22 protein-coding genes are annotated in these 21,718 nt (G+C 73.7%); 9 read left to right on the top strand and 13 right to left on the bottom strand.

Features of this window, described 5'->3' with window-relative positions:
* Positions 1 to 8: 8 nt before the first annotated feature.
* Positions 9 to 1,457: a PLP-dependent aminotransferase family protein gene (locus AB0M93_RS17030; protein ID WP_364274244.1), complete on the bottom strand. Its 1,449-nt coding sequence runs from the start codon at positions 1,455 to 1,457 to the stop codon at positions 9 to 11.
* A 28-nt stretch (positions 1,458 to 1,485) separates the two neighbouring features.
* On the opposite strand from AB0M93_RS17030, the gene AB0M93_RS17025 reads away from it, so the two are divergent.
* Positions 1,486 to 2,268, top strand: coding sequence for an L-histidine N(alpha)-methyltransferase (locus AB0M93_RS17025; protein WP_364274241.1), 783 nt, complete (start codon positions 1,486 to 1,488; stop codon positions 2,266 to 2,268).
* An 88-nt stretch (positions 2,269 to 2,356) separates the two neighbouring features.
* Here AB0M93_RS17025 and AB0M93_RS17020 read toward each other — a convergent pair whose 3' ends face one another.
* Together AB0M93_RS17020 and AB0M93_RS17015 are read right to left on the bottom strand one after the other, a co-directional pair.
* Positions 2,357 to 5,602 (bottom strand): tetratricopeptide repeat protein, encoded by a 3,246-nt coding sequence (locus tag AB0M93_RS17020; RefSeq protein WP_364274238.1) that lies wholly within the window; start codon positions 5,600 to 5,602, stop codon positions 2,357 to 2,359.
* Between the two features lie 241 nt (positions 5,603 to 5,843).
* Complete coding sequence (locus AB0M93_RS17015; RefSeq protein ID WP_364274235.1) at positions 5,844 to 6,572, bottom strand: alpha/beta fold hydrolase; 729 nt, start codon at positions 6,570 to 6,572, stop codon at positions 5,844 to 5,846.
* 47 nt (positions 6,573 to 6,619) lie between these two features.
* Between AB0M93_RS17015 and AB0M93_RS17010 the strand changes: the two genes are divergently transcribed.
* The 3 genes from AB0M93_RS17010 (at position 6,620) to AB0M93_RS17000 (ending at position 9,596) form a co-directional block, all read left to right on the top strand.
* Complete coding sequence (locus tag AB0M93_RS17010; RefSeq protein ID WP_364274232.1) at positions 6,620 to 7,873, top strand: cytochrome P450; 1,254 nt, start codon at positions 6,620 to 6,622, stop codon at positions 7,871 to 7,873.
* Positions 7,873 to 8,766 (top strand): LysR family transcriptional regulator, encoded by an 894-nt coding sequence (locus tag AB0M93_RS17005; protein ID WP_364274229.1) that lies wholly within the window; start codon positions 7,873 to 7,875, stop codon positions 8,764 to 8,766. Before AB0M93_RS17010 ends, AB0M93_RS17005 begins: the two co-directional genes overlap by 1 nt.
* 83 nt (positions 8,767 to 8,849) lie before the next feature.
* Entirely contained in the window at positions 8,850 to 9,596 is a 747-nt protein-coding gene (locus AB0M93_RS17000; protein ID WP_364274226.1) for an SDR family oxidoreductase, read from the top strand.
* Positions 9,597 to 9,613: 17 nt separating this feature from the next.
* On the opposite strand, the gene AB0M93_RS16995 is transcribed toward AB0M93_RS17000, so the two are convergent.
* Together AB0M93_RS16995 and AB0M93_RS16990 are read right to left on the bottom strand one after the other, a co-directional pair.
* On the bottom strand, positions 9,614 to 10,441 hold the full coding sequence (locus AB0M93_RS16995) for a carbon-nitrogen hydrolase family protein (protein ID WP_364274223.1): 828 nt from the start codon (positions 10,439 to 10,441) through the stop codon (positions 9,614 to 9,616).
* Entirely contained in the window at positions 10,423 to 11,202 is a 780-nt protein-coding gene (locus tag AB0M93_RS16990; protein WP_364274220.1) for a DUF1295 domain-containing protein, read from the bottom strand. The genes AB0M93_RS16995 and AB0M93_RS16990 overlap by 19 nt, the downstream gene beginning before the upstream one ends.
* A 30-nt stretch (positions 11,203 to 11,232) precedes the next feature.
* On the opposite strand from AB0M93_RS16990, the gene AB0M93_RS16985 reads away from it, so the two are divergent.
* Positions 11,233 to 12,444: a threonine synthase gene (locus tag AB0M93_RS16985; protein WP_364274217.1), complete on the top strand. Its 1,212-nt coding sequence runs from the start codon at positions 11,233 to 11,235 to the stop codon at positions 12,442 to 12,444.
* Here AB0M93_RS16985 and AB0M93_RS16980 read toward each other — a convergent pair.
* The gene (locus AB0M93_RS16980; protein WP_364274214.1) at positions 12,441 to 12,794 is read right to left on the bottom strand and encodes an arsenate reductase family protein; all 354 of its coding nucleotides are present in this window, start codon (positions 12,792 to 12,794) and stop codon (positions 12,441 to 12,443) included. The two genes, AB0M93_RS16985 and AB0M93_RS16980, sit on opposite strands and share 4 nt — an antisense overlap.
* Positions 12,795 to 12,847: 53 nt before the next feature.
* Between AB0M93_RS16980 and AB0M93_RS16975 the strand changes: the two genes are divergently transcribed.
* Positions 12,848 to 13,441, top strand: coding sequence for a helix-turn-helix domain-containing protein (locus AB0M93_RS16975; protein ID WP_364274211.1), 594 nt, complete (start codon positions 12,848 to 12,850; stop codon positions 13,439 to 13,441).
* Positions 13,438 to 14,058: an enoyl-CoA hydratase/isomerase family protein gene (locus tag AB0M93_RS16970; protein WP_364274208.1), complete on the top strand. Its 621-nt coding sequence runs from the start codon at positions 13,438 to 13,440 to the stop codon at positions 14,056 to 14,058. Before AB0M93_RS16975 ends, AB0M93_RS16970 begins: the two co-directional genes overlap by 4 nt.
* A 121-nt stretch (positions 14,059 to 14,179) precedes the next feature.
* Here the strand turns inward: AB0M93_RS16970 and AB0M93_RS16965 are convergent, their stop codons facing one another.
* The 6 genes from AB0M93_RS16965 to AB0M93_RS16940 form a co-directional block, all read right to left on the bottom strand.
* A complete protein-coding gene (locus AB0M93_RS16965; RefSeq protein WP_364274205.1) occupies positions 14,180 to 15,412 on the bottom strand; it encodes a DUF6596 domain-containing protein in 1,233 nt (410 codons plus the stop codon).
* Positions 15,413 to 15,416: 4 nt separating this feature from the next.
* Positions 15,417 to 15,767, bottom strand: a complete 351-nt coding sequence (locus tag AB0M93_RS16960; RefSeq protein ID WP_364274203.1) for a YciI family protein — start codon at positions 15,765 to 15,767, stop codon at positions 15,417 to 15,419.
* A gap of 84 nt (positions 15,768 to 15,851) precedes the next feature.
* Positions 15,852 to 16,733 carry a M48 family metalloprotease gene (locus AB0M93_RS16955; protein ID WP_364274200.1) on the bottom strand — a complete coding sequence of 294 codons (882 nt, stop codon included), beginning with the start codon at positions 16,731 to 16,733 and terminating at the stop codon, positions 15,852 to 15,854.
* A 90-nt stretch (positions 16,734 to 16,823) separates the two neighbouring features.
* Positions 16,824 to 17,555, bottom strand: coding sequence for a hypothetical protein (locus AB0M93_RS16950; protein ID WP_364274197.1), 732 nt, complete (start codon positions 17,553 to 17,555; stop codon positions 16,824 to 16,826).
* 4 nt (positions 17,556 to 17,559) lie between these two features.
* Complete coding sequence (locus AB0M93_RS16945) at positions 17,560 to 18,384, bottom strand: NAD(P)H-binding protein (protein WP_364274194.1); 825 nt, start codon at positions 18,382 to 18,384, stop codon at positions 17,560 to 17,562.
* Positions 18,385 to 18,434: 50 nt separating this feature from the next.
* Positions 18,435 to 18,806 carry a YciI family protein gene (locus AB0M93_RS16940; protein WP_364274191.1) on the bottom strand — a complete coding sequence of 124 codons (372 nt, stop codon included), beginning with the start codon at positions 18,804 to 18,806 and terminating at the stop codon, positions 18,435 to 18,437.
* Positions 18,807 to 18,971: 165 nt separating this feature from the next.
* On the opposite strand from AB0M93_RS16940, the gene AB0M93_RS16935 reads away from it, so the two are divergent.
* Positions 18,972 to 20,054 carry an exo-alpha-sialidase gene (locus tag AB0M93_RS16935; RefSeq protein WP_364274188.1) on the top strand — a complete coding sequence of 361 codons (1,083 nt, stop codon included), beginning with the start codon at positions 18,972 to 18,974 and terminating at the stop codon, positions 20,052 to 20,054.
* 3 nt (positions 20,055 to 20,057) lie between these two features.
* Entirely contained in the window at positions 20,058 to 20,342 is a 285-nt protein-coding gene (locus tag AB0M93_RS16930) for a ubiquitin-like small modifier protein 1 (RefSeq protein WP_364274185.1), read from the top strand.
* On the opposite strand, the gene AB0M93_RS16925 is transcribed toward AB0M93_RS16930, so the two are convergent.
* Positions 20,317 to 21,705, bottom strand: a complete 1,389-nt coding sequence (locus AB0M93_RS16925; RefSeq protein ID WP_364274182.1) for an MFS transporter — start codon at positions 21,703 to 21,705, stop codon at positions 20,317 to 20,319. The genes AB0M93_RS16930 and AB0M93_RS16925 overlap by 26 nt on opposite strands.
* Positions 21,706 to 21,718: the final 13 nt, after the last annotated feature.

Raw genomic sequence — 21,718 nt, 5'->3', positions numbered from 1 at the left:
CGGCGGCCTCAAGAAGTTACCAGCCGGCCCAGCACCGCGATCCCCTCGGCGATCTCCGTCGCCGTCCGGGCCGCGTAGCCGAGCACCAGGCCCGGCCGTCCGGGCTGCTGCCGGTGCCACGACAACGGCTGCACCTTCACGCCCTCCCCCAGCGCGGCCGCCGCCACGGCCACGTCGTCCACGTCCTCGTCGAACGTGATCGTCAGGTGCAGTCCCGCCGCCGCGCCGTGGACCACCGCCCCGGGCAGGTCGGAAGCCACCGCGCGGATCATCGCGTCGCGACGGCGGCGGTGCCGGGTCCGGACCACCCGCAGCTGGCGCTCCAGCTCGCCGGTCTCCATCAGCCGGGCCAGGACCAGCTGGGCCAGCACCGGGTTGCCGAGGTCCGCGAACCGCTTGGCGGCCACGAGATCGGCGAAGAACCGGGGCGGGGCCAGCAGCCAGCCGACGCGCAGCGCCGGGGCCAGCAGCTTCGAAACGCTGCCCATGTAGCAGACGTCGGGCAGCATCGACCGGACCGCGGGCACCGGCGCGCGGTCGTAGCGGTGCTCGGCGTCGTAGTCGTCCTCGAGGACGATGCCGCCGGCGGCCGCCCAGTTCATCAGCTCGCGGCGGCGCTCGCCGCCCAGGACCACGCCCGTCGGGAACTGGTGGGCCGGCGTCAGCAGCACCGCCTCGGCCTGCAGAGACGCGACGCGCACGCCGTCCTCGTCCACCGGGACGGGCGGGGTCGCCAGGCCGCAGTGCTGCAGGTGCTGCCGGGCCCCGAGGGACCCCGGGTCTTCGGCGGCCACCGAACGCAAGCCGTGCTGCCGCAGCACCTCCCCCAGCAGCGTCAGCGCCTGCGCGACCCCGGCGACCACGATGATCTGCCCCGGATCGACGCGGATCCCGCGGTTGCGCGCCAGCCAGCGCGACACCGCCAGCCGCATCGACGGCGCGCCGCCCGGGTCGCCGTAGCCGAAGTGGGCCGGCTCCAGCTCGTCCAGCACCGCCCGCTCCGCACGCAACCACGCCGCCCGCGGGAACGCCGTCAGATCCGGGACACCCGGGGTCAGGTCGATCCGGGCCGGGGCCGCGCGGACCTCGTCGAACACCTGGAGACCGGGCGAACGCGTGATCACCAGCGACGACGGCCGCGCGGTCACCGGGTCCGGCGGCAGCACCGGCGCCGCCACCACGACCGTTCCCGCGCGGCCGCGGCCCGCGGCGTGGCCGTCATCGATCAGCCGCTGGTACGCCTCGGTGACCACGCCACGCGACACACACAGCTCCGCGGCCAGTACCCGGGACGCCGGCAACCGGCCCCCGACCGGCAGCCTGCCGTCGGCGATCGCGGCGCGCAGCTGCCCGGCGAGCCAGTCCGCGAGCCCGCCCGGCGGCGCCTCGCGGACGTCGAGCTGGAGGAAGTCCGATCCTATGGACCCCTCGGAGAGCGACGTTTTGGCTCTGTCCATCGGGCCATTGTCGCAGGACGCTGGTCGCATGGACACCAGTTACGTGCACGGGTACGCCGAACCGGAGAACCGGCGCCTCGGCGACCAGGCCGACACCCTCGCCGAGCTGCTGCACGCGGGGACGGCCTACCCGGCGGGGAGCCGGGTGCTGGAGGTCGGCTGCGGCGTGGGCGCCCAGACCGTCCACCTCGTGGCCCGCAGCCCCGGCGCGCGCCTGACCGCGGTCGACGTCTCCGCAGCGTCGCTGCGGCAGGCGGCAGGCCGGGTCGAGGGCGTCGACTTCCGGCAGGCCGACCTGTTCGACCTGGACGGCGAGTACGACCACGTCTTCGTCTGCTTCGTGCTGGAACACCTGCCGGAGCCGGAGAAAGCCGTGGCCCACCTGAAGACGCTGCTGCGGCCGGGCGGCACGATCACGGTCATCGAGGGCGACCACGGCTCGGCGTTCTTCCATCCGCGCAGCGAGCACGCCCAGGCCGCGATCGACTGCCTGGTCCGGCTGCAGGCCGACGCCGGCGGCGACGCGCTCATCGGGCGGCGCCTGCACCCGCTGCTGACCGGCGCCGGGTTCGGCGACGTCACCGTCGAACCGCGGACCGTCTACGCCGACAGCTCGCGGCCCGGCCTGGTCACCGGGTTCACCCGCGACACCTTCACCGCGATGGTCGAAGGCGTCGGCGAAACCGCCGTCGCGCGCGGTCTCGCCACCGCGGACGGCTGGGCCCGCGGGGTCGCGGACCTGCACCGCACCACCGGCCCGGACGGGACTTTCCACTACGCGTTCTTCAAGGCCACCGGGAGGAACACATGATCACCTGGCCGCGACCGGCGGGCAGCACCACCGTCGTCGACCGGGACGCCGAACGCGTCCGAAGCGACCTCGCCGCCCTCGAACCCCGCTACCCGGCGACGCGCTCCAGGGCCGTCAGGTGGTTCCGGACCCGGATGGCGCCCGGCACGCATTCCCCGGCGTAGCAGGCGAGCGCGCGTTCCCAGTGCTCGCGCGCGACCTCCGGCTCGTCGAGTCCATAGTGGACTTCGCCGAGCCCGCAGTGCGCCTGGCCCTGTTCGGGACGGCAGCCCGTTTTGCCCGCCACGGCCAGGGCTTCGCGGTGGTACCCGAGTGCGTCGGCGGACGCGCCGCGCGCGGCGGCGAGGTGGCCGAGGCTGTTGAGCACGCGGGATTCGACACCCCGGTCACCGCATTCGCGGGCCAGGCTCAGCGCCTCGTCGAGGTGCCGGGCCGCGTCCGCGTGACGGCCTTGCGCGAGCCGGACGTCGCCCAGGTGCTTCAGCGCGACACTGCGGTTGGTCGGGCTGCCGGTCTCCTGCGCGATTTCCAGCGCCCGCTCGAGGTGCGCCGCGGCTTCCGCGTACCGGCCGCGCGCGTGCTCGATGTCGCCGAGGATGCCGAGCGCGTACCCCTCACTGACTCGCACGCCCATCGCGCGCAGGTGCTCCAGTCCGTCTTCGAGGACGCGGGCCGCTTCGTCGTGGCGGCCCAGCGCCGACAGCGAGTCGGCCAGGTTGACCAGGGCGTACCCCTCGCCGGTGCGGTCGGCGATGTCGCGGGCGAGTGCGAGGGCCTCTTCGAGGTAGCCGATCGCTTCGCCGTACCGGCCGATGCCGCGGCAGGTGCAGCCGAGGACCACCAGGACCAGGCCCTCGCTGGTGCGGTCGCCGGACTTCCGGGCCAGCGCCAGTGCTTCCGTGCAGTACCCGATGCCTTCGGCGAACCGGCCCAGCGCGCGGCAGACCAGGCCGAGCGTGTTGACCGCGTGGATTTCGGTGCGCCGGTCGCCGGTCTCGCGGGCGAGCACGAGCGCCTCCTCCAGGTACCGCAGCGCCTCCCGCGAGCGGCCGACGCGCCAGTGGCCCACCGCGACCAGGATCAGCGGTTCGGCCTCGCCCGCCCGGTCGCCGGCGTGGTGGGCCAGCGCCGACGCGTGCGTGTGCAGCACCATCGCTTCCTCGTGGTAGCCGCCGACGTCGAGGTAGTGCCACAGGATCCCGGACAGCAGCCGCAGGTGGCCGGGCCGGCCGTGCCGGGTCGCGTGCGCGGCCACGGCCAGGAGGTTGCGGCGCTCGGCCTCCAGCCACGCCTGCGCGTCGAGCACCTTGACGTCGGGTTCCGGCACCCGCGGCCGCAGGTGGCGTTCCTGCGGCAGGACGACGTCCATGGCCTGCGCGGCCGAGGAGACGTAGAAGTCGAACAGCCGCTCCTGCGCTTCGCGGCTCTCGCCGGGGTCGCCGGCCGCGAGCTCGGCGGCGTAGACGCGCAACAGGTCGTGCAGCTGGACGCGGTCTTCGCCGGTCTGCTGCACGAGGTGCGCCCGCACGAGGGTTCCGGTGAGCCGTTCCGCCTCCGGCAGCGGGACGCCGGCGAGGGCGGCGATCGCGGGCGGCGTCAGGTCGCGGCCCGGGTGCAGGCCGCAGAATCGGAACACGCGGGCGGCGTCGGACGCGAGGTGGCGGTACGACCACGAAAACACGGCGCGGACGGCGGTCAGCGGGTCGCCGCCGCCGTCGAGCAGGTCGAGCCGCCGCCGTTCGTCGGCCAGCTCGGCGGAGAGGGCGGCGAGCCGCTCCCCCGGCCGGCTCAGCGCCAGCTCCGCGACGAGCCGCAGGGCCAGCGGCAACCGGGCCGAGTACCCGATCAACGCCGCGGTGGCCTCGGGTTCGTCGTCGACGCGCCGGCCGAGCAGCGCCCGGAGCAGGTCGCGGGCTTCGGCCTCGGTGAGCAGGTCGACGAGCACCCGCCGCGCGCCGTGGCGAGCGACCAGCCCGGGCAGCGCGTCCCGGCTGGTCACCAGCACCAGGCAGGACGGCGAGCCGGGCAGCAGCGGGCGGACCTGCCCGACCGACCCCGCGTTGTCCAGCACCAGCAGCATCCGGCGGCCGGTCAGCGCGGTGCGGAACTTCGCCGCGCGCTCCTCCGGTTCGGCGGGGATGTCCGCGCCGTCGACGCCGAGGGCGCGCAGGAAGCCCGACAGCGCGTCACCCGGGTCGACCGGCCGGACCGTGCCGAAGCCGTGCAGGTCGAGGTAGAGCTGCCCGTCCGGGAACTCCGCGGGCGAGCGCTGCGCCCAGTGCACCGCGAGCGCGGTCTTCCCGACCCCGCCGGTGCCGGAAAGGACGGCGATGCGCGCGCCTGTGTCGCCTTCGTCGCGACGCAGCAGCGCGTCCAGCTCGGCCAGCTGGGCTGCGCGGCCGCGGAAGCCGGGGACGTCCGCGGGCAGCTGGGCCGGCACCCGGGCCGGCGGCTCCGGGGCGGCGAAGTCCTGCCGCAGCACCTGGCGGTGGGCCGCGCGCAGCTCGGGACCGGGTTCGATGCCCAGTTCACCGGCGAGCCGGCGGCGGATCTCGTCGTACACGCCGAGCGCGGCGGCCTGGCGCCCGGACGCGGCGAGCACCAGCACCAGCTTGGCGTGCGCGGACTCGTTCAGCGGTTCCTCGGCCGTCAGCACCCGCAGCTGTACCGCCGCGTCCTCGGGGTCAGCGGTGGCGGCGTAGGCCACCACGGCCTTGGCGCGCCGCATCGCGAGCGCGAGCCGCGTGGGGTGCTGCCGGAGCCGTCCGACGTCGGCGAGCGCGGGACCGCGCCAGAGCCCGAGGGCCTCGCGGTGGGCGCCGCGGCCGAGGAGCGCTTCGAACTCCAGCAGGTCGAGCTCGCGTTCTCCGGCGGCGAGCCGGTAGCCGCCCTTGTCGGTGGCGATGAGGTCGGCGGGCCGCAGCGCCCGCCGCAACCGCGCGACGTAGGTGTGGAGCAGCTCCAGGCACGACGGCGGCGGCTCGTCCCAGACGACGTCGACGAGGTCCTCGCGCCGGACGGTCCGGTTCGGCTGCAGGGCCAGCAACGCCAGCAGCAGGCGCTGCTTCTCGGCGCCGATCTCCACCGGCTCGGTGCCCCGCGTCACCGTCAGCGGGCCCAGGACGCCGATCCGCACCGGCTCCGGCGGCGCTTCGGCCAGCGCTTCCCGCAACCGCCGTTCGGTCTCCGGCCGGGGCCGCCGGACGCTGCCGAGTTCGGCGTTGCGGACCGCGCGCAGGCTCAGCCCGGCGCGCTCGGCGAGCTGGGCCTGGGTGAGGCCGGCGAGCGCACGCCGGTCGCGCAGCCACCCGGCGAACGACGGGCCTTCGTCCACAGGCGTCCTCTCCGGCGTCCCCCAGCGGAACGTACCTCTCCAGCATCACGATCGTGCCGCCCGAGATGTACCACCGATCGGCGAAGATAACCGTTTCCGCAGGTACCGACGGTGACGACGGCGCGGGTCCGCGGTACAGGCGCTCGTCCACCACGCGTTCCTAGGCTGTGCCGTGTCCGGTGGTGGCGAGGGGTTCGAGGGAGCAGCCGTCGCATGGGGTACGACGGCTGCGCCCGGACCTTCAGACGCCGAAGCGCTTCAGCAGGGCGCGCACCGCGGCCGGGTCTTCGACGTGGGCGTTGTGCCCGAGACCGGCGAGCGTGACGGCGTCGGGATCGAGCGCCCGCAACTGCTCCGGAGGGCACATCGGGTCGTTTTCGCCCGCGGCGAGCACGACCGGGCAGCGCGCGCCGGCGAGCAGCGCGGGCATGTCCGGCGCGCCGAGGCCGAACGCGGCCGGGTCCATCGCGAGACGCCAACCTCCCTCGATCTCGCGGAGCCCCGCCGGGTCGGTGGGCGCGATGCCGAGCAACCCGGACACCTTCAGGTACGCCTGTTCGGCGTCCTCCAGCGTCTCGAACACCCGCGGCGGCCGGGCCGCGAACGACGCCGCGCGGTTCAGGTCGTCCTGGCTCCACTCGATCTTCACGCCGAGCGCGAGCACGCCGGCGACCTCGACGTCGTAGCGATCGGACGCCAGTTCCAGGGCGAGCACTCCGCCGAGTGAGTGACCGGCGACGACCAGCGGCCCGCCGTCCGGCAGCGCCCGCGCGACCGCCTCGGCCAGGGTGGCGAAGCTGTAGTGCGGCAGGGGCGCGGACGGGCCGTGGCCGGGCAGGTCGGGGACCAGGACGCGCCGGTCGAACTGGACGGCGAAGTGGTTCCAGACGGCGCCGGTCGCGCCGAGACCGTGCAGGAGGAGGACGGCCGGTTCGCCCTTGCCGCCGATGCGCATGTTGAGCGTGTCCATCCGCGCAGCCTCCCAAATTGTCGGTGGTCGCGGCTAGGGTCGGGCCCGTGACGATCACCGATCCGGACACCTACGTGCGAGGGGTCCCGTACGACGAACTGGCGCGGCTGCGGCGCGCCGGCCCGGTGGTGCGCGTCGACGACTTCTGGGCCGTGCTCGGCCACGCCGAGGTGCGGCGGGTGCTGCGCGACCCGGGAGTGTTCTCCTCGCAGCTCGGCGGGACGCAGATCCGCGACGCGGCGGACCTCGCGTACGTGCGCCGGATGATGCTGAACATGGACCCGCCGGAACACGGCCGGTTGCGCGGGTTGCTCACGAAGGCGTTCACCCCGCGGGCCGTCGCGAAGCTGACGTCGCAGATCGAGAGCTGGGCGCGGGAACTCGTCGCGGCGGTAGCCGGCCGCGGGGAATGCGACTTCGCGCAGGTGGCTGCCGACCTGCCGCTGCGCGCCCTGGCCGGGGTGTTCGGCGTGCCGGACCAGGACCGGCGGCTGATGTACGACTGGAGCAACCGCGTGATCGGCTACCAGGACGCCGAATACGCGGTGAGCTCGACGGTTTCCGTGTCCGAGGTCAGCGAGCTCGCCCGGGGCGCGCTCGCCGTCCGGCCGTCGCCGGGGCCGGACGGGTCGATGCCGGATCCGCGCACGCGCGCGGGCATGCCGGATCTCTACGCGTACGCGAACGCTCTGGGCGAGTACAAACGGGAGCACCCGGGCGACGACGTGATGAGCAACCTCATGCAGCACGTCGGCGACGACGGCGGGCGCGTCTCGCTCGCCGAGTTCGAGAACCTCTTCTGGCTGTTTTCCGTGGCGGGCAACGAGACCCTGCGCAACGGCCTGCCCGGCGGGCTGCTCGCGCTGCTCTCCCACCCCGCGGAATACCGCCGGCTGCTGGACGACCGATCCCTGCTGCCGTCGGCGGTCGAAGAGATGTTGAGGTGGTGGACGCCGGTCATGCACTTCCGGCGCACCGCGGTTTCCGACGTCCGATTGTCCGATGTGGACATTGCGGCCGGTGACAAGGTGGTGGTCTGGTTCTCGTCGGCCAACCGGGATCCGTCGGTGTTCCCCGCCCCGGACAACTTCGACATCGGCCGGACCCCGAACGACCACCTGGCCTTCGGCCACGGCCCGCACTTCTGCCTCGGCGCGCACCTCGCGCGGGTCCAGATGCGAGCCATGTTCGACGCGGTGCTCGACCTGCCCGGCCGGGTGGAGCTCGCCGGGGAGCCCGTGCGGCTGCGGTCGAACTTCCAGAACGGCCTCAAGTCGCTGCCGATCCGGTGGAGCCGCTGATGGAACTGCGTGAGCTGCGGGCGTTCGTCGCGGTCGTCGAAGCCGGCGCGATGTCGAAGGCGGCGCGCCAGCTGCACGTGAGCCAGCCGGCCCTGTCCCAGACGATCACCGCGCTGGAACGGCGGCTCGGCGTCACGCTGCTGGTGCGCACGAGCACCGGGGTGCAGGTCACCGATGCGGGGACGACGCTGCTCGGCGAGGCACGGGCGGTGCTGGCCCGGCACGACCAGGCCCTCGCGGCGATGGCCCGGCACACCACGACCGGCGGCGGCGTGCTGCGCGTCGGCGTCCCCCTGGAACTGCCGCCGGAGCTGCTGCCGTCGGCGCTCGCGCGGCTGCCGGACACGCGGGTGCAGGCGCGGCACCTGTCGTCGGTGGCGCAGGTGGCCGCACTGCGGGCCGGCGAGCTGGACGTCGGGCTGGTCCGCGAGCGCCCGGCCGGGCCCGACCTGGACGCGGTGCTCGTGGTGACCGAGGACGTGGGTGTCCTGCTGGCCGCGGACCTGGCGGAGAAGCTCGGCTCGCCGGTCCGGCTGGAGGACCTGGCCGGGCTGGAGTGGTTCGCCTTCGCGCGCGCGGGCAGCCCGGCCTGGTACGACGAGCTGGCGGCGATCCTGCGCAGCCACGGCCTCGACGTCGGCCCGGAGGTGCCGGAGGAGCAGCGGCTGATCGTCGAGCTCAAGATCCCGGCGGTCAGCGCGGGCGGGGCGTACGCGTTCGCCCCGCCGGAGTGGCCGTACCCCCTGCCGGACACCGTGCGGTGGGTGCCGCTGGCCGGGAACCCGATCGTCCGGCGGACCTGGGCCGTGTGGCCGGCGACGTCGCGGCGGCGGGACGTCGCGGAGTTCGTCGCGGCGCTGGAAGACCATCGGCGGAACGGATCGGGGGTATAAGGAGGGCCGAACCCTTCGCCGGAAGTCCTGTCCCGGTGCGGACGCTTGCACTCTTCGAAAGCGGATTTCGAAGGAGCTGAACGATGAGTGCAGAACTGTCCGGGTCGACGGCACTGGTGACCGGCGGGACGAGCGGCATCGGCCGCGCGACGGCGGTGGCCCTGGCCGGGCTGGGCGCCCACGTGGTGCTGTCCGGCCGGGACGCCGGCCGCGGCGCCGAGGTCGTCGAGACCATCCGCGCGGCCGGCGGCAAGGCCGACTTCGTGGCGGCGGAGCTGACCGACGCCGCGTCGGCGCGGTCCCTCGCCGACCGGGCGCGGGAGGTGGGCGGGCCGATCGACGTGCTGGTCAACAACGCCGGCATCTTCCCGACCGGGCCGACCGCGGACTTCCCGGAGGCGGACTTCGACGCGGTGTTCGCGACGAACGTGAAGGTGCCGTTCTTCCTCGTCGCCGCACTGGCGCCGGAGATGGCGGCGCGCGGTCGCGGCGCGATCGTGAACGTGTCGACGATGGTGGCCCTGCGCGGCATGGCGGGCATGGCGGTTTACGGCGCGTCGAAGGCGGCGGTGGAGCTGATGACGAAGGCGTGGGCGGCGGAGTTCGGGCCGTCGGGCGTCCGGGTCAACGCGATCAGCCCGGGCCCGACCCGCACCGAAGGAACGGCGGCCTTCGGCGACGGCCTGGACGAGCTGGCGGCGGCCGGCCCGGCCGGCCGCGTGGCGGCCCCGGAGGAGATGGCGGCGGCGATCACGTTCCTGGTGACGGGCGGATCGAGCTTCGTCCAGGGCGCGATCCTGCCGGTGGACGGCGGCCGCGCGGCGGTCTGAGCCCGCGCGGGACGGCGTCACCGCAGGAAGGTGACGCCGTCCCGCGGCCGCTCGTCCACCGTCAGCGCGAAGACGTCCGGGCGCGCGTAGTGCCCCGACACGTCGAGGCTCTTGCGCGCCGACACGATGTCGTCGAGGTCGATTTCCGCCGTGATCAGCCCTTCGCCGTCGCGCAGCGGGCCGGCCAGGACGTCACCCGTCGGGCCGACGATCACGCTGCCGCCGCGGAACGGGTCGTCGCCTCCCGTCTCGTACGGACACGCCGAAACCACGAAACAGCGGCCTTCGTCGGCGATGTGGCGCATCGACGCCTGCCAGACGTCGCGATCGTCCGCCGTCGGGGCGCACCAGATTTCCACGCCCTTCGCGTACATCGCCGCGCGCAGCAGGGGCATGTGGTTCTCCCAGCAGATCGCCGCGCCCACCAGGCCTGCCGCCGTCGGGATCGCCGGCAGCGTCGAGCCGTCGCCACGGCCCCAGAACAGGCGTTCCCGCGCGGTCGGCACCAGCTTGCGGTGCTTGCCGACCAGCCCGAGGTCCGGGTCGAGGAACACCGCCGTGCTGTACAGGGTCGAGCCGTCGCGTTCGATGACGCCCACCACCAGCGACGCGCCGGTCCGGGACGCCAGGGCGGCCAGCGCCGTTGTCTCCGGGCCCGGCACCGGCACCGCCGCGTGGAAGTACTCGACGAACGGCGTCCGGCCCGGGTAGCCGCCGAGTACCGCCTCCGGCAGCACCACCAGCGACTTGCCGCGGATCTCGGCCTCGAACGCCAGGATCCGCTCGATCGGGACGCCCGTCGCGATCTGCAGCGCGGCGACGACCGTCACCCGCGGACCGGCCACGGGACCACCGCCGACGTCCGCCGCTGGTAGTCGGCGTACTCCGGGTAGCGCGACTTCGTGATGCTCTCGGTGAACCGCGTCGAGCCGACGAACAGGAGGGTGAGCAGGACCGCGCCCACGACCGTCCACTGCAGACCGCCCGCGACGACGCCGAACGCCGCGATCGCCCACCACTGCGCCTGCTCGAAGAAGAAGTTCGGGTGCCGCGAGTAGCGGAACAGCCCCGTCTGCAGGAACCGCGACGGCGCCCGTCCCGCGTGCTTCTCGCGGTGGAACTCCCACTGCTGCTGATCGGCGACCGTCTCCCCGGCGAGGAAGGCGGCGAAGATCAGCGCGACGACGACGTCCGCGGCCCCGAAGCCGCCGGGGTGCTCCAGCGCGGTCAGCGCCGGCAGCGTGATCAGCAGCAGGATCACGTTCTGGTACAGCGAGATGAAGAAGAAGTTGAACAGCTGGAACTGCCACGGCGCCATCCGCTCGCGCAGCACCGCCCACCGGTAGTCCTCGCCGCCGGGCGCGTAACCACCCTTCCGGGCGAAGTTGAAGGTCAGCCGGATCCCCCACAACGCGACCAGCGCGAACATCACGTCGAGCCGCGCGTCGGCGAAGCCAGCCGCCCCGGCGAAGATCCCCACGTAGGCCACCGGCACGATCGACCAGATCCGGTCGACCCAGGAGTACTCCCTGGTCAGCACGGACACCAGCCAGGTGCCGACGGTCACCCCGGCGAAGACGTACAGGCACACCCGCAGCGCGTCCATGCCCTCACTTTAGGACCTAGGATCGGCGTTGTGCCGTATTCCTTCCTCAGCCACCTCGAGTGCGCCCGGACCGGCGATTCCGCGGACGCCGACGTGGTTCAGGGGCTCTCCCCCGCGGGCGCGCCGCTGCTCGCGCGGTACGACCTCGGCGGCGTCCGCGAGGCCGTGACGCCGAAGGAGATCGCCGGGCGCGAGCCGACGCTGTGGCGCTACCACGAGGTGCTGCCGGTGCGTTCGCCCGAGCACGTCGTCAGCCTCGGCGAAGGCATGACGCCGTTGCTGCGGCTGCCGCGCTACGGCCGCGAGCTGGGGCTGGGACGCCTGTGGATGAAGGACGAAGGGCTGGTTCCGACAGGCACGTTCAAGGCGCGCGGGGCCGCGGTCGGCGTCTCGCGCGCGGCTGAGCTCGGCGTCCGCGGGATCGCGATGCCGACGAACGGCAACGCGGGCGCGGCGTGGGCGTTGTACGCGGCGCGCGCGGGGCTGTCGAGCCTGATCGCGATGCCGGACGACGCCCCGCCGATCACGATGCGCGAGTGCGTCGCCGCCGGCGCCGAGCTGTACCGGGTGGACGGTCTCATCGGCGACGCGGGCAAGCTCGTCGCTGCGGCGGTTCCGCATCGTCCGGGCGTGCAGGACGTTTCGACGCTGAAAGAGCCGTACCGCATCGAGGGCAAGAAGACGATGGGGTACGAGATCGCCGAGCAGTTCGGCTGGCGGCTGCCCGACGTCATCCTTTACCCCACCGGCGGCGGTGTCGGCATCATCGGGATCTACAAGGCCCTGCTGGAAATGCGCGAGCTGGGCTGGGTTTCCGGCCCGCTGCCGCGGCTGGTGGCGGTGCAGGCGACCGGGTGCGCGCCGATCGTCACGGCGTTCGAGCGCGGGGCGCGGGAAAGCGAGCCGGTCCCGGACGCGCGGACGGTCGCCTTCGGCATCACCGTGCCCAAGGCACTCGGCGACTTCCTCGTGCTCGACGCCGTCTACGCGACCGGAGGCACGGCGATCGCCGTCACCGACGAGGAACTGCTTGCGGCGCAACGGGAACTGGCCGCACGCGAGGGCACCTTCGTCTGCCCCGAGGGCAGTGCGTGCTTCGCCGCGTTGCGGCACCTTCGCGAGTCAGGGTGGCTCGGGGGCGACGAAGACGTCGTCGTGCTCAACACCGGCACCGGGATCAAGTACCCGGAGACCGTGCCCCTGGACGTCCCGCTGCTCGCGAAGACCGACGCGATTCCCTAAAGGACCGACCGCACCGTTTCGGGGTCGCGGGCCACGACCGCCGTGCCGTCGTCGGCCGTGATGATCGGGCGCTGGATCAGCTTCGGGTGCTCGGCCAGGGCGTCGATCCAGCGGGACCGGTCGTCCGGCGTGCGGCCCCACGTCTTGAGACCGAGGTCCTTCGCGACCGGCTCGGCGGTGCGCGCGATGTCCCACGGCTCGAGGCCGAGGCGCTTCAGGACGGCTTCGAGCTCCGCCGCCGTCGGCGGGTCCTCGAGATAGCGGCGCACGGTGTACTCCGCGCCCGCGTCGTCCAGCATCGACACCGCCGACCGGCACTTCGAGCACGCCGGGTTGATCCAGATCTCCACGGCGGCAGCTTACCGCGCTGGTTTTGGAGCACGTGCTCTGTTACGGTCGCGGCATGCCCCGCCCCCGCGTCCACGACCTCGACGCGCTGCTCGACGTCGCCGAACGGCTCGCCGCGTCCTCCTCGGAGGTGACGGTGCGTGGCTTGGCGGCGGCCGCGGGCGTCCCGAACGGAACGATCTACCACGCCTTCGGGTCGCTCAGCGCGCTGCTGGCGCGGGTCTGGTTACGCGCGGCGACGGCGTTCCTCGACCTGCAGACGTCGCTCGTCGACCAGGCCGCTTCGCCGGTGGAGGCGGTCGTCGCGGCGGCCGATGCGCCCGCCGCCTTCGCGGCGGTCCGGCCCGACGGGGCACGGATGCTGCTCGAGGTGCGGGGCGACCGGCTGTTCGGGCCGGAACTGCCCGACGAGCTGGCGGACGCCCTGCACGCGGTGGACAAACGCCTGGTCGCGCTGCTGGTGCGGCTCGCCCGGCAGCTGTGGGACCGCGGGGACGGCCTGGCCGTCGACGTGATCACCACGTGCGTCGTGGACCTGCCGACCGCATTCTTCCGGCGTGACATCACCGATCCCCTGGTGCGGGCGAGGCTGGCCGCCGCCGTGCGGGCCGTGCTGACCGTGCCCCCTCGAGAAAAGGACCGACCGTGACCGTTTCCGTGCTCGACCTCGGCGACGACGAGAACCGCTTCTCGCCGGACTGGCTCCAGCGCGTCCATTCCTTTTTGGACGGTGTGGAGGGCGCCCTGGTGACCACCGGCGGCGGCAAGTTCTACTCGAACGGCCTCGACCTCGAATGGCTGACGGCCCACGGCGACCAGGCGCCGGCGTACGTCGCCCAGGTGCAGGACCTGTTCGCGCGGGTGCTGACGTTGCCGGTCCCGACGGTGGCGGCGATCAACGGCCACGCCTTCGGCGCGGGCGCGATGCTGGCGATGGCGCACGACTTCCGCGTGATGCGCGCGGACCGGGGCTACTTCTGTTTCCCGGAGGCGGACATCAACATCCCGTTCACGCCCGGGATGGCGGCGCTGATCCAGGGGAAGCTGACGCCGTCGGCGGCCGTGGCGTCGATGACGACCGGACGGCGGTTCGGGGGTTCGGAAGCGGCGGAGATCGGGCTGGTGGACGCGGTCGCGGGCGAGGGAGACGTGGTGAAGGTGGCCCGCGAACGGGCGGAGGCGCTGGCGGGTAAGGACCGCGGGACGCTGGGCGCGATCAAGGCGACCATGTTCGCGCCGGCGGTGGCTGCGCTGCGGGCTGCGTAGGCCTCCGGCCCCCGGTGTCCAGCTTACCGGGGGCCACCGACAGTTTCGGGTGAGCGGCGGCCGGACGGAGGCGGCGGCACAGGCGGGGAGAGACGGAGGCAGGCGCGCGCCGTCCCGGCCGTCACTGCTCTTCGCTCACCGCCGCCAGCCGCCCGCGCAGGTGGGCCCGCTCCGGCTCGGTTCCCGCCAGCTCCAGTGCTTCGCGGTACGCGGCCGCCGCTTCCGCGCTCCGGCCGAGCCGGCTGAGCAGATCGCCCCGGGCCGCCGAGAACGGGCCGTAGCCGCGCAGCCGGGGCTCGTCCGCCAGGGTGTCCAAAAGGGACAGACCCGCCGCCGGGCCGTCGCGCATGGCCACCGCCACCGCCCGGTTCAGCTCCACCACCGGGGATGGTGCCAGGCCGCGCAGGACGTCGTACAACGCCACGATCTGCGGCCAGTCCGTGCCCGCCACGTCCGGGGCCTCGTCGTGCAGGGCCGCGATCGCCGCCTGGACTCCGTACAGGCCCGGCGGGCCGCCCGTCAGGGCCGCGACCACCAGGTCCGCTCCCTCTTCGATCATCGCGCGGTCCCAGCGGGTGCGGTCCTGGTCGTCGAGCAGCACCAGGGCGCCGTCGGGGCTCGTGCGGGCTTCGCGGCGGGCGTGGATCAGCAGCATCAGTGCCAGCAGGCCCGCCACTTCGCGCTCGCCCGGCAGCAGCCGGCGCAGGATGCGCGCCAGGCGGATCGCCTCCTCCGCCAGGTCGAGGCGCTGCAGGGACGGACCCGAACTCGCCGCGTACCCCTCGGTGAAGATCGAGTAGACGACCTGGAGCACGCCCGGCAGCCGGCCGGGCAGCTCGTCCGCGTCCGGCACCCGGAACGGGATGCGCAGCGTGCGGATCCGGTTCTTCGCGCGCACGATCCGCTTCCCCATCGTCGCGCTCGGCACCAGGAACGCCCGCGCCACCTCCGGGGTGGTCAGCCCGGCCAGGCAGCGCAACGTCAGTGCCGTGCGGTCCTCGGCCGGCAGCGCCGGGTGCGCGCACGTGAAGAACAGCTGGAGCCGCTCGTCGGGCAAGCCGCCGGCGGCGGGCGGGGCGTCGGCCTCGACCTGCAGCACCGCGAGCCGGGCCGCGTAGGCCTGGTCGCGGCGCAGCCGGTCGACCGCCTTGCGCCGGGCCGTGGTCATCAGCCAGGCGCCCGGCTTCGGCGGCACCCCCTCGGCGGGCCAGCGCACCAGCGCGGCTTCGATCGCCTCCGACGTCACCTCTTCGGCGAGGTCGAGATCGCCGAACCGCCGGACGAGCGCGGCGAGCAACAGCCCGCGCTCCTCCCGGAACACTGCCTCGACCGAATCTTCAGCCCGCCCCGTCACGTCGTCAGCCCACGAAGTCCGCGAGCGGCCGCACCACGATCGAGCCGCCGTCCCGGGACCCCGGGCAGCGCGCCGCCCAGTCGAGCGCGACGTCGAGGTCCGGCACGTCGACGACGAAGTACCCGCCGAGGACCTCGCGGCTTTCGGCGAACGGGCCGTCGGTGACGACACGCTCGCCGCGGTCGTCGACCCGGACCGTGGTGGCCGTGGTGAAGTCGGCCAGCGGGCTGCCGTAGCAGTAGACGCCCGCCTCCTGGATCTCCTTGTAGAACAGCTGCCAGCCTTCGGGCGTGCAGCCGCCGATGGCCTCCCCCTCGGCGTTCAGGCTGGCGTTGATCAGCATCAGGTACTTCACGGGATCCTCCGGTGGCTCGGTTGCCGTACGCCACCACTACGAACGGCGGCGGGCCCCTTGGACACACCTTCGCAGAAAAATCCCTCAGGCCCGGTAGCCGCGGTCCTTCAACCGCTTGATCCGGTCGACGTGGGCCGGGTGCCCGGCCAGCAGCCGCGCCCACATCCGCCGCTCGTCGCCACCGCCCGCCCGGATCCACTCGCGGAACAGCGTGATCAGCTCCGGCCCGTAGCCCAGCCGGGCCGCGACCAGGTCGGCCCGGTATTCGCCGAGCCGTTTCGACCAGGCGAGCACCGGGCCGAGCAGGGGCGCCAGCAGGAGCCACGGGTCGAGGAAAGCGAGCGCGGTGAGGATGCCCAGGGTCAGCAGCACGGTGACGAGGACGGCCACCGATCGCCCGAAGGCGGCGAACGCGCGCCCGGCGTACGGGACGGCCAGCGCGAGCAGCCGGACCAGGCGGGTCAGGAGCCGGGCCGGCAGCTCCAGCCACCAGACGTACAGCGAAATCCGGGTGTGCCCGGCCAGGTGGTGGCCGAGCTCGTGGGCGAGGATCGCCTCCAGGCTCGGCGGCGGCAGCTCCAGCGCGGTCCGTGTGACGGCGACCGTCCGGCCGCCGGCAGCGAAGGCGTTGAGCGCGGGCGACCGGTCGACCCACAACCGGTAGCGGTCACCGTCCACTCCGGCCGCGACGCAGACGGCCTGCCAGCCGGGGGTGAGCCGCGCGAGCTCCCGCGCGGTCGGCCGACGCATGCCGAAGGTCAGCGGCAGCAAGAAGTGTTCGAAGGCGGGCACGAAGGTGACCCCGCCGGCCAGCACCCAGCCGAGCGGAACCACCCAGAAGTACCCGGGCCAGGCGAGCTTCCCCGCGAGGCCGAGCACGAGCAGGCTGCTGGCGACGACGGGCACCGCGAGCACGACGGCGAGCACGGCGGACAGGTCGGGCCACGACCGGCGTTCTCCACTCAAGTCCGCACTCCCCCCGCCGTCGGCCGGAACCACCTTGGCCCGGGCAGCCCGGCGAGCACAACGGCCGTCCACCGGACGGCGGCGTCCGGGTCAGCCGTAGCGGCGCGCGTCGAGGAGCCGGCCGAGCTGCTCCCGCCGGGAAGTGCCCTGCGGAAGCCGGCCGTACAGCTCCTCCAGGACGTCGTAGACCTCGTCGGGCACGGCGGCCGGGTCCGCGCGTTCGAGCATCGCGGCCACCGTCCGGATCGCCCAGTACTGGATGAAGGCGGTGGGCTCCCGGCCGAGCGCCCGCACGGTCTCCTCGAGCAACGCGGGATCCGGCCGGCCGTACAGCGCGGCGTACCCGGCGAGGCGCATTCCGCCGTCGTCGTCACCGAGAGCCTGCACCGGGTCGAAGCCCGGCACACGCGGGAGCACGGTCACCATCGTGCCGAACAGCTGGTCCAGCTCCGCGGTGCGCGCCAGCTGCCGGGGTGTCTTGCGCAGCCGCCGGTACTCCTGCGCGAAGAGCCGGACCGTCTCCATCGTCGGCGGCAGGTCCTCGCCCCGCGCGGCGCCCAGCGCCGCCTGGGCGGTGCTGCTCGCGTCCGCGGTCGTGCGCTCGAGCGCGTCCTGGCGCTGCTGGAGGTCGCGGTACTTGACCTTCCAGCCGCCCGGCAGCTCGATGCTCTCCAGCAGATCACCGAGCCAGGGCACCAGGGCCACGACGAGCAGCAGCACCGTGATGGCGTCGATCTTCAAGCCGGGCCAGATCAGGTGGCCCGCCGCCCCGAGGAGCGCGACCAGGCTGACCGCAGCACCCAGCCAGCGGCGGCGCTTCACCGCGTCACCGGAAGGCGTCCGCGTGCGCCTCGGCCCACTCCTCGAACGTCCGGGCCGGCCGCCCGGTCACCTCGGCCACCGTCGGGTGCACCGTGGCCTCGTCCAGCGTCCCCTCGGCGTAGAAGTTCCAGAACGCGTCGACGTACGCCTGCGGCATGCTCGCCTCGAGCTCCGCGCGCGTCTCGTCGTCCGACAGCCCCACGAACCGGATGTCCCGGCCCAGCACCGAAGCCAGCACCTCGACCTGCTCCGCGGGGCGCAGCGCCACCGGGCCGGTCAGCTCGTGGATCCGCCCTTCGTGCCCGCCGGCCAGGGCGATAGCCGCCACCGCCGCGATGTCGGCCGGGTCTATCGACGCGGCCGGGACGTCCGGGAACTGGACGCGCACGGTGTCGCCCGACCGCAGCTGCGGCAGCCAGCGCAGGGCGTTCGACATGAACGCGCGCGGGCGCAGGAACGTCCAGTCCAGACCGGACTCCCGCACCGCGCGCTCGGCCAGCGTCATGTAGCGGGAGACCGCGTTGTCCATGTCTTCCAGCGCCGCCGATCCGCCGGACAGCAGCACGATCCGGCGTACCCCGGCTTCGCGCGCCTTCGCCAGCATGCCCGGCATGTCTTCGTAGCCCGGCAACAGGAAAACGCCTTCGACGCCCTTGAGCGCGTCCGTGAGGCCGTCGGGAACGTTGAGGTCGCCCACGGCGGCCTCGACCCCGCCCGGCAACGGCACGTCCGGCCGGCGGACCAGCGCCCGCACCGGGGCCCCCGCCGCCGCCAGTGCCGCCACCACTTCCCCGCCGGCATTGCCGGTGGCGCCGGTGACCAGGAACATCTGCCAACCCCCCAGAGTCGTTCCGGCCAGCCTAGCGCCACCGGACGCCGTCAGTCCTGGGTCGGCAGGTCCTCGAACTCGACGACCTGGCGGATCTCCACCTCGATCTCCTGGTCGAACAGCTCGACGTACCGCTTGGCGAACTCGACGGCCTCGGCCCGGTCCGCCGCGTTGATCAGCGCGAACCCGCCGATGACCTCCTTGGCCTCGGCGAAGGGCCCGTCGGTCACCCGGATCGCCGCGCCGCGGGGCTTGCGGACCAATGAGCCCTTCTCGGTCGGGTGGACGCCCTCCGCCGTGATCAGGATGCCCTTCTCCGCCGCCTCCTGGATGAACCCGCCCATCTTCGCGATGAACTCCTGGCTCGGGTTCCACGACCGCGGGTCGTGCTCGTCGACCCGGTGCATCATGAGAAACCGCATGGCGTACTCCCTGGTGTGCTTCGGCCGGGGTCCGGTGCGTTCCCGGACGCGGGGACCGGCCTTCATCCCTCGCGTCGAACGGCCGCGCCCGGCGTTCGACATTTCCCTGGGTCGACTTTTCCGGCAGAGTACCTGTGACCTGCATCACCACGGAGAGGATGTCCGATGTCCGTCCTGCTCGCGATCGGCACGCGCAAGGGTCTGTGGCTGGCGACCAGCACGGACGACCGGGCGTCGTGGGAGGTGACCGGCCCGCACCACCCGATGACGGAGGTGTACGCGGTCGGCATCGACACGCGCCGCGCCACCCCGCGGCTGCTGGCCGGGGTCACCAGCGAGCACTTCGGGCCGAGCGTCGCCACCAGCGACGACCTGGGCGCGACCTGGGCCGAACCCGACCACGCCCCGATCGCGTTCCCGCCGGACACCGGCGAGTCACTGGCCAGAGCGTGGCAGCTCGTGCCGGGCCCGGCGAGCGAGCCGGACGTCGTCTACGCCGGCACCGAGCCGTCCGCGCTGTTCCGCTCCACCGACGGCGGTCGCACCTACGAGCTCGTCCGCGGCCTGTGGGATCACCCGCACCGCGAACACTGGACACCCGGGGGCGGCGGCAAGGCCATCCACACCGTGCTGCCGCACCCCACCGATCCCGCCCGCGTCACCGTGGCCATGTCCACCGGCGGGGTCTACCGCACCGACGACGGCGGCGAATCGTGGCAGGCCAGCAACACCGGCATCAAGGCGGTCCACGTGCCCGACCCGTACCCGGAATACGGCCAGTGCGTGCACAAGGTCGCCCGGCACGCCGACGCGCCCGACCGCCTGTTCGCGCAGGTCCACCACGGCGTCTACCGCAGCGACGACGCCGGCGCGAGCTGGCAGTCCATCGCCGAGGGGCTGCCCAGCGACTTCGGCTTCCCGATGGTCGTGCACCCGCACCGGCCCGAGGTGATCTACACGTTCCCGCTGGTCGCCGACGCCATGCGGTTCCCGCCGGAGGGCCGCTGCCGGGTGTACCGCAGCGAGGACGCCGGGAAGTCGTGGGAGGCGGTGGGCCCCGGCCTGCCGGACGGGTACTGGGCCGGGGTCATGCGGGACGCGATGTGCACCGACGACGCCGAACCGGCCGGGGTGTACTTCGGCTCGCGGACCGGCGACGTCTACGCCAGCCGCGACGACGGCGACACCTGGCAGCTCGTCGCGGCGCACCTGCCCGACGTGCTGAGCGTCCGCGCCGCGAGGGTGTGACCCGTGCGGATCACCGTGCTGCTGCCCGGCACGCTACGGGAGAAGGCCGGCGGCGAGTCCCGGCTGGCCGTCGAGGTCGCCGGACCGGCCACGCTGGGCGGCCTGCTCGACGCGCTCGCCGAGCGGTACCCGGCGCTGGAGCGGCGGCTGCGCGACGAACAGGCGGGGCTGCGCCGGTACGTCAACTTCTACGTCGACGGCGAGGAGTGCCGCCACCTCGGCGGCCCCGCGGCGGTGCTGCGCGAGGACGCCGAGGTGCAGATCATCCCGTCGGTCGCGGGAGGCTGAGCTCGTCGAACAGCGCCGCCGCGCGCCGGGCCGTCGCGGCCGCCCGGCGGCCGGTGCTGAGCAGCGCCAGGGCGAGCAGGCCCACGCCGAGCGCGGCGACCAGCCACCACAGGCCGTTCGCCGAGCCGGCCAGCGCGACGCCCAGGGTGGTGCCGGTCTGCCGGCCGGAAGACGCGAGCGAGGCCGCGACGCCGGCCATCGAGCCCGGCATCCCGGAGACGGCGGTGTTCGTGATCGGCGGGTTCACCGTGCCGAGGAAGACGCCGAACAGCAGGAAGGTGGCGAGCACCACGGGCAGCGGCGTCGCCGGGCCGAGCCACGCCGCCGCGGCGCCGCCCGCCGCCAATGCCACTCCGGCGACGACCAGCGGCCACCGCGGCCCCCGCGTGCCGACCAGCCGCCCGGTCCGCGGGGCCAGCACAAGGACGAGCAGCCCGACGGGCAGCAGGCACAGCCCCGCCCGCAGCGCCGTCAGGCCGCGCACCTCCTGCAGGTACTGGGTGGCGACGAACAGAAAGATCCCGAACCCGCACATCGCCAGCACCGCCATCACGATCGCCCCGCTGAAGGACACGCTGCGGAACAGGCGCAGTTCGAGCAGCGGATCGGCGCGGCGCGGTTCGTAGCGCAGGAGTACCGGCACGCCGAGCGCGGCGAGGGCGAACAGGCCGAGGATCCACGGCGACGTCCAGCCCAGCGAGCGCGCCTCGATGAGCCCGAACACGAGGCTGCCGAGCACCAGCAGCACGAGGACCTGCCCGACCGGGTCGAAGCGGCGGGCCCGCGGCGCCCGCGACTCGGGCACGAACACCGCGGTGGCGATCAGCGCGGCGACGACGATCGGGACGTTGACCCAGAAGACCGCGCGCCACCCGAAGCCGTCGACGAGCGCGCCGCCGAGGATCGGGCCGAGCGCGAGCGCCAGGCCGGACATCGAGCCGAACACGCCGATGGCGCGGGCGCGCTCGGCCGGGACGGGGAAGGTGGTGGCGACGATGGCCATCGCGACCGGGTTGAGCATGGTGCCGCCGGCGGCCTGCAGCGCGCGGGCCGCGACCAGCCAGCCGATGCTCGGCGCGAGACTGCACAGCAGCGACCCGGCGCCGAAGAGGGCGAGCCCGCGCTGGAAGACGCGCCTGCGGCCGAACCGGTCGGCGGCCGACCCGGCGAGGACCAGGAAGGCGGCCAGCACGAGCGTGTAGGCGTCGACGGTCCACTGCAGACCGGAAACGGAAGCGCCCAGGTCGCGGCGGATCGCGGGCAGCGCGACGGTGACGATGGAGATGTCCATCACCACGACGACGATGCTGGCGCAGCAGATCGCGAGCACGAGGCCCGGGCGGCTGGTGGTCGGAGCGATCATGCCTTCGACACTA

It is taken from the genome of Amycolatopsis sp. NPDC051102 (genome assembly GCF_040682815.1).
In the GTDB taxonomy this organism is placed as follows: Bacteria; Actinomycetota; Actinomycetes; order Mycobacteriales; family Pseudonocardiaceae; genus Amycolatopsis.
The sequence above is the reverse complement of the archived record's forward strand: the minus strand, read 5'-3'. Positions and strand labels throughout refer to the sequence as shown.

Excerpts from the sequence above, each read along its gene's own strand:
- AB0M93_RS17030 (WP_364274244.1), bottom strand. The coding sequence starts at position 1,457 with ATGGACAGAGCCAAAACGTCGCTCTCCGAGGGGTCCATAGGATCGGAC.
- AB0M93_RS17025 (WP_364274241.1), top strand. The coding sequence starts at position 1,486 with ATGGACACCAGTTACGTGCACGGGTACGCCGAACCGGAGAACCGGCGC.
- AB0M93_RS17015 (WP_364274235.1), bottom strand. The coding sequence starts at position 6,572 with ATGGACACGCTCAACATGCGCATCGGCGGCAAGGGCGAACCGGCCGTC.
- AB0M93_RS17005 (WP_364274229.1), top strand. The coding sequence starts at position 7,873 with ATGGAACTGCGTGAGCTGCGGGCGTTCGTCGCGGTCGTCGAAGCCGGC.
- AB0M93_RS17000 (WP_364274226.1), top strand. The coding sequence starts at position 8,850 with ATGAGTGCAGAACTGTCCGGGTCGACGGCACTGGTGACCGGCGGGACG.
- AB0M93_RS16990 (WP_364274220.1), bottom strand. The coding sequence starts at position 11,202 with ATGGACGCGCTGCGGGTGTGCCTGTACGTCTTCGCCGGGGTGACCGTC.
- AB0M93_RS16975 (WP_364274211.1), top strand. The coding sequence starts at position 12,848 with ATGCCCCGCCCCCGCGTCCACGACCTCGACGCGCTGCTCGACGTCGCC.
- AB0M93_RS16945 (WP_364274194.1), bottom strand. The coding sequence starts at position 18,384 with ATGTTCCTGGTCACCGGCGCCACCGGCAATGCCGGCGGGGAAGTGGTG.
- AB0M93_RS16940 (WP_364274191.1), bottom strand. The coding sequence starts at position 18,806 with ATGCGGTTTCTCATGATGCACCGGGTCGACGAGCACGACCCGCGGTCG.
- AB0M93_RS16935 (WP_364274188.1), top strand. The coding sequence starts at position 18,972 with ATGTCCGTCCTGCTCGCGATCGGCACGCGCAAGGGTCTGTGGCTGGCG.
- AB0M93_RS16925 (WP_364274182.1), bottom strand. The coding sequence starts at position 21,705 with ATGATCGCTCCGACCACCAGCCGCCCGGGCCTCGTGCTCGCGATCTGC.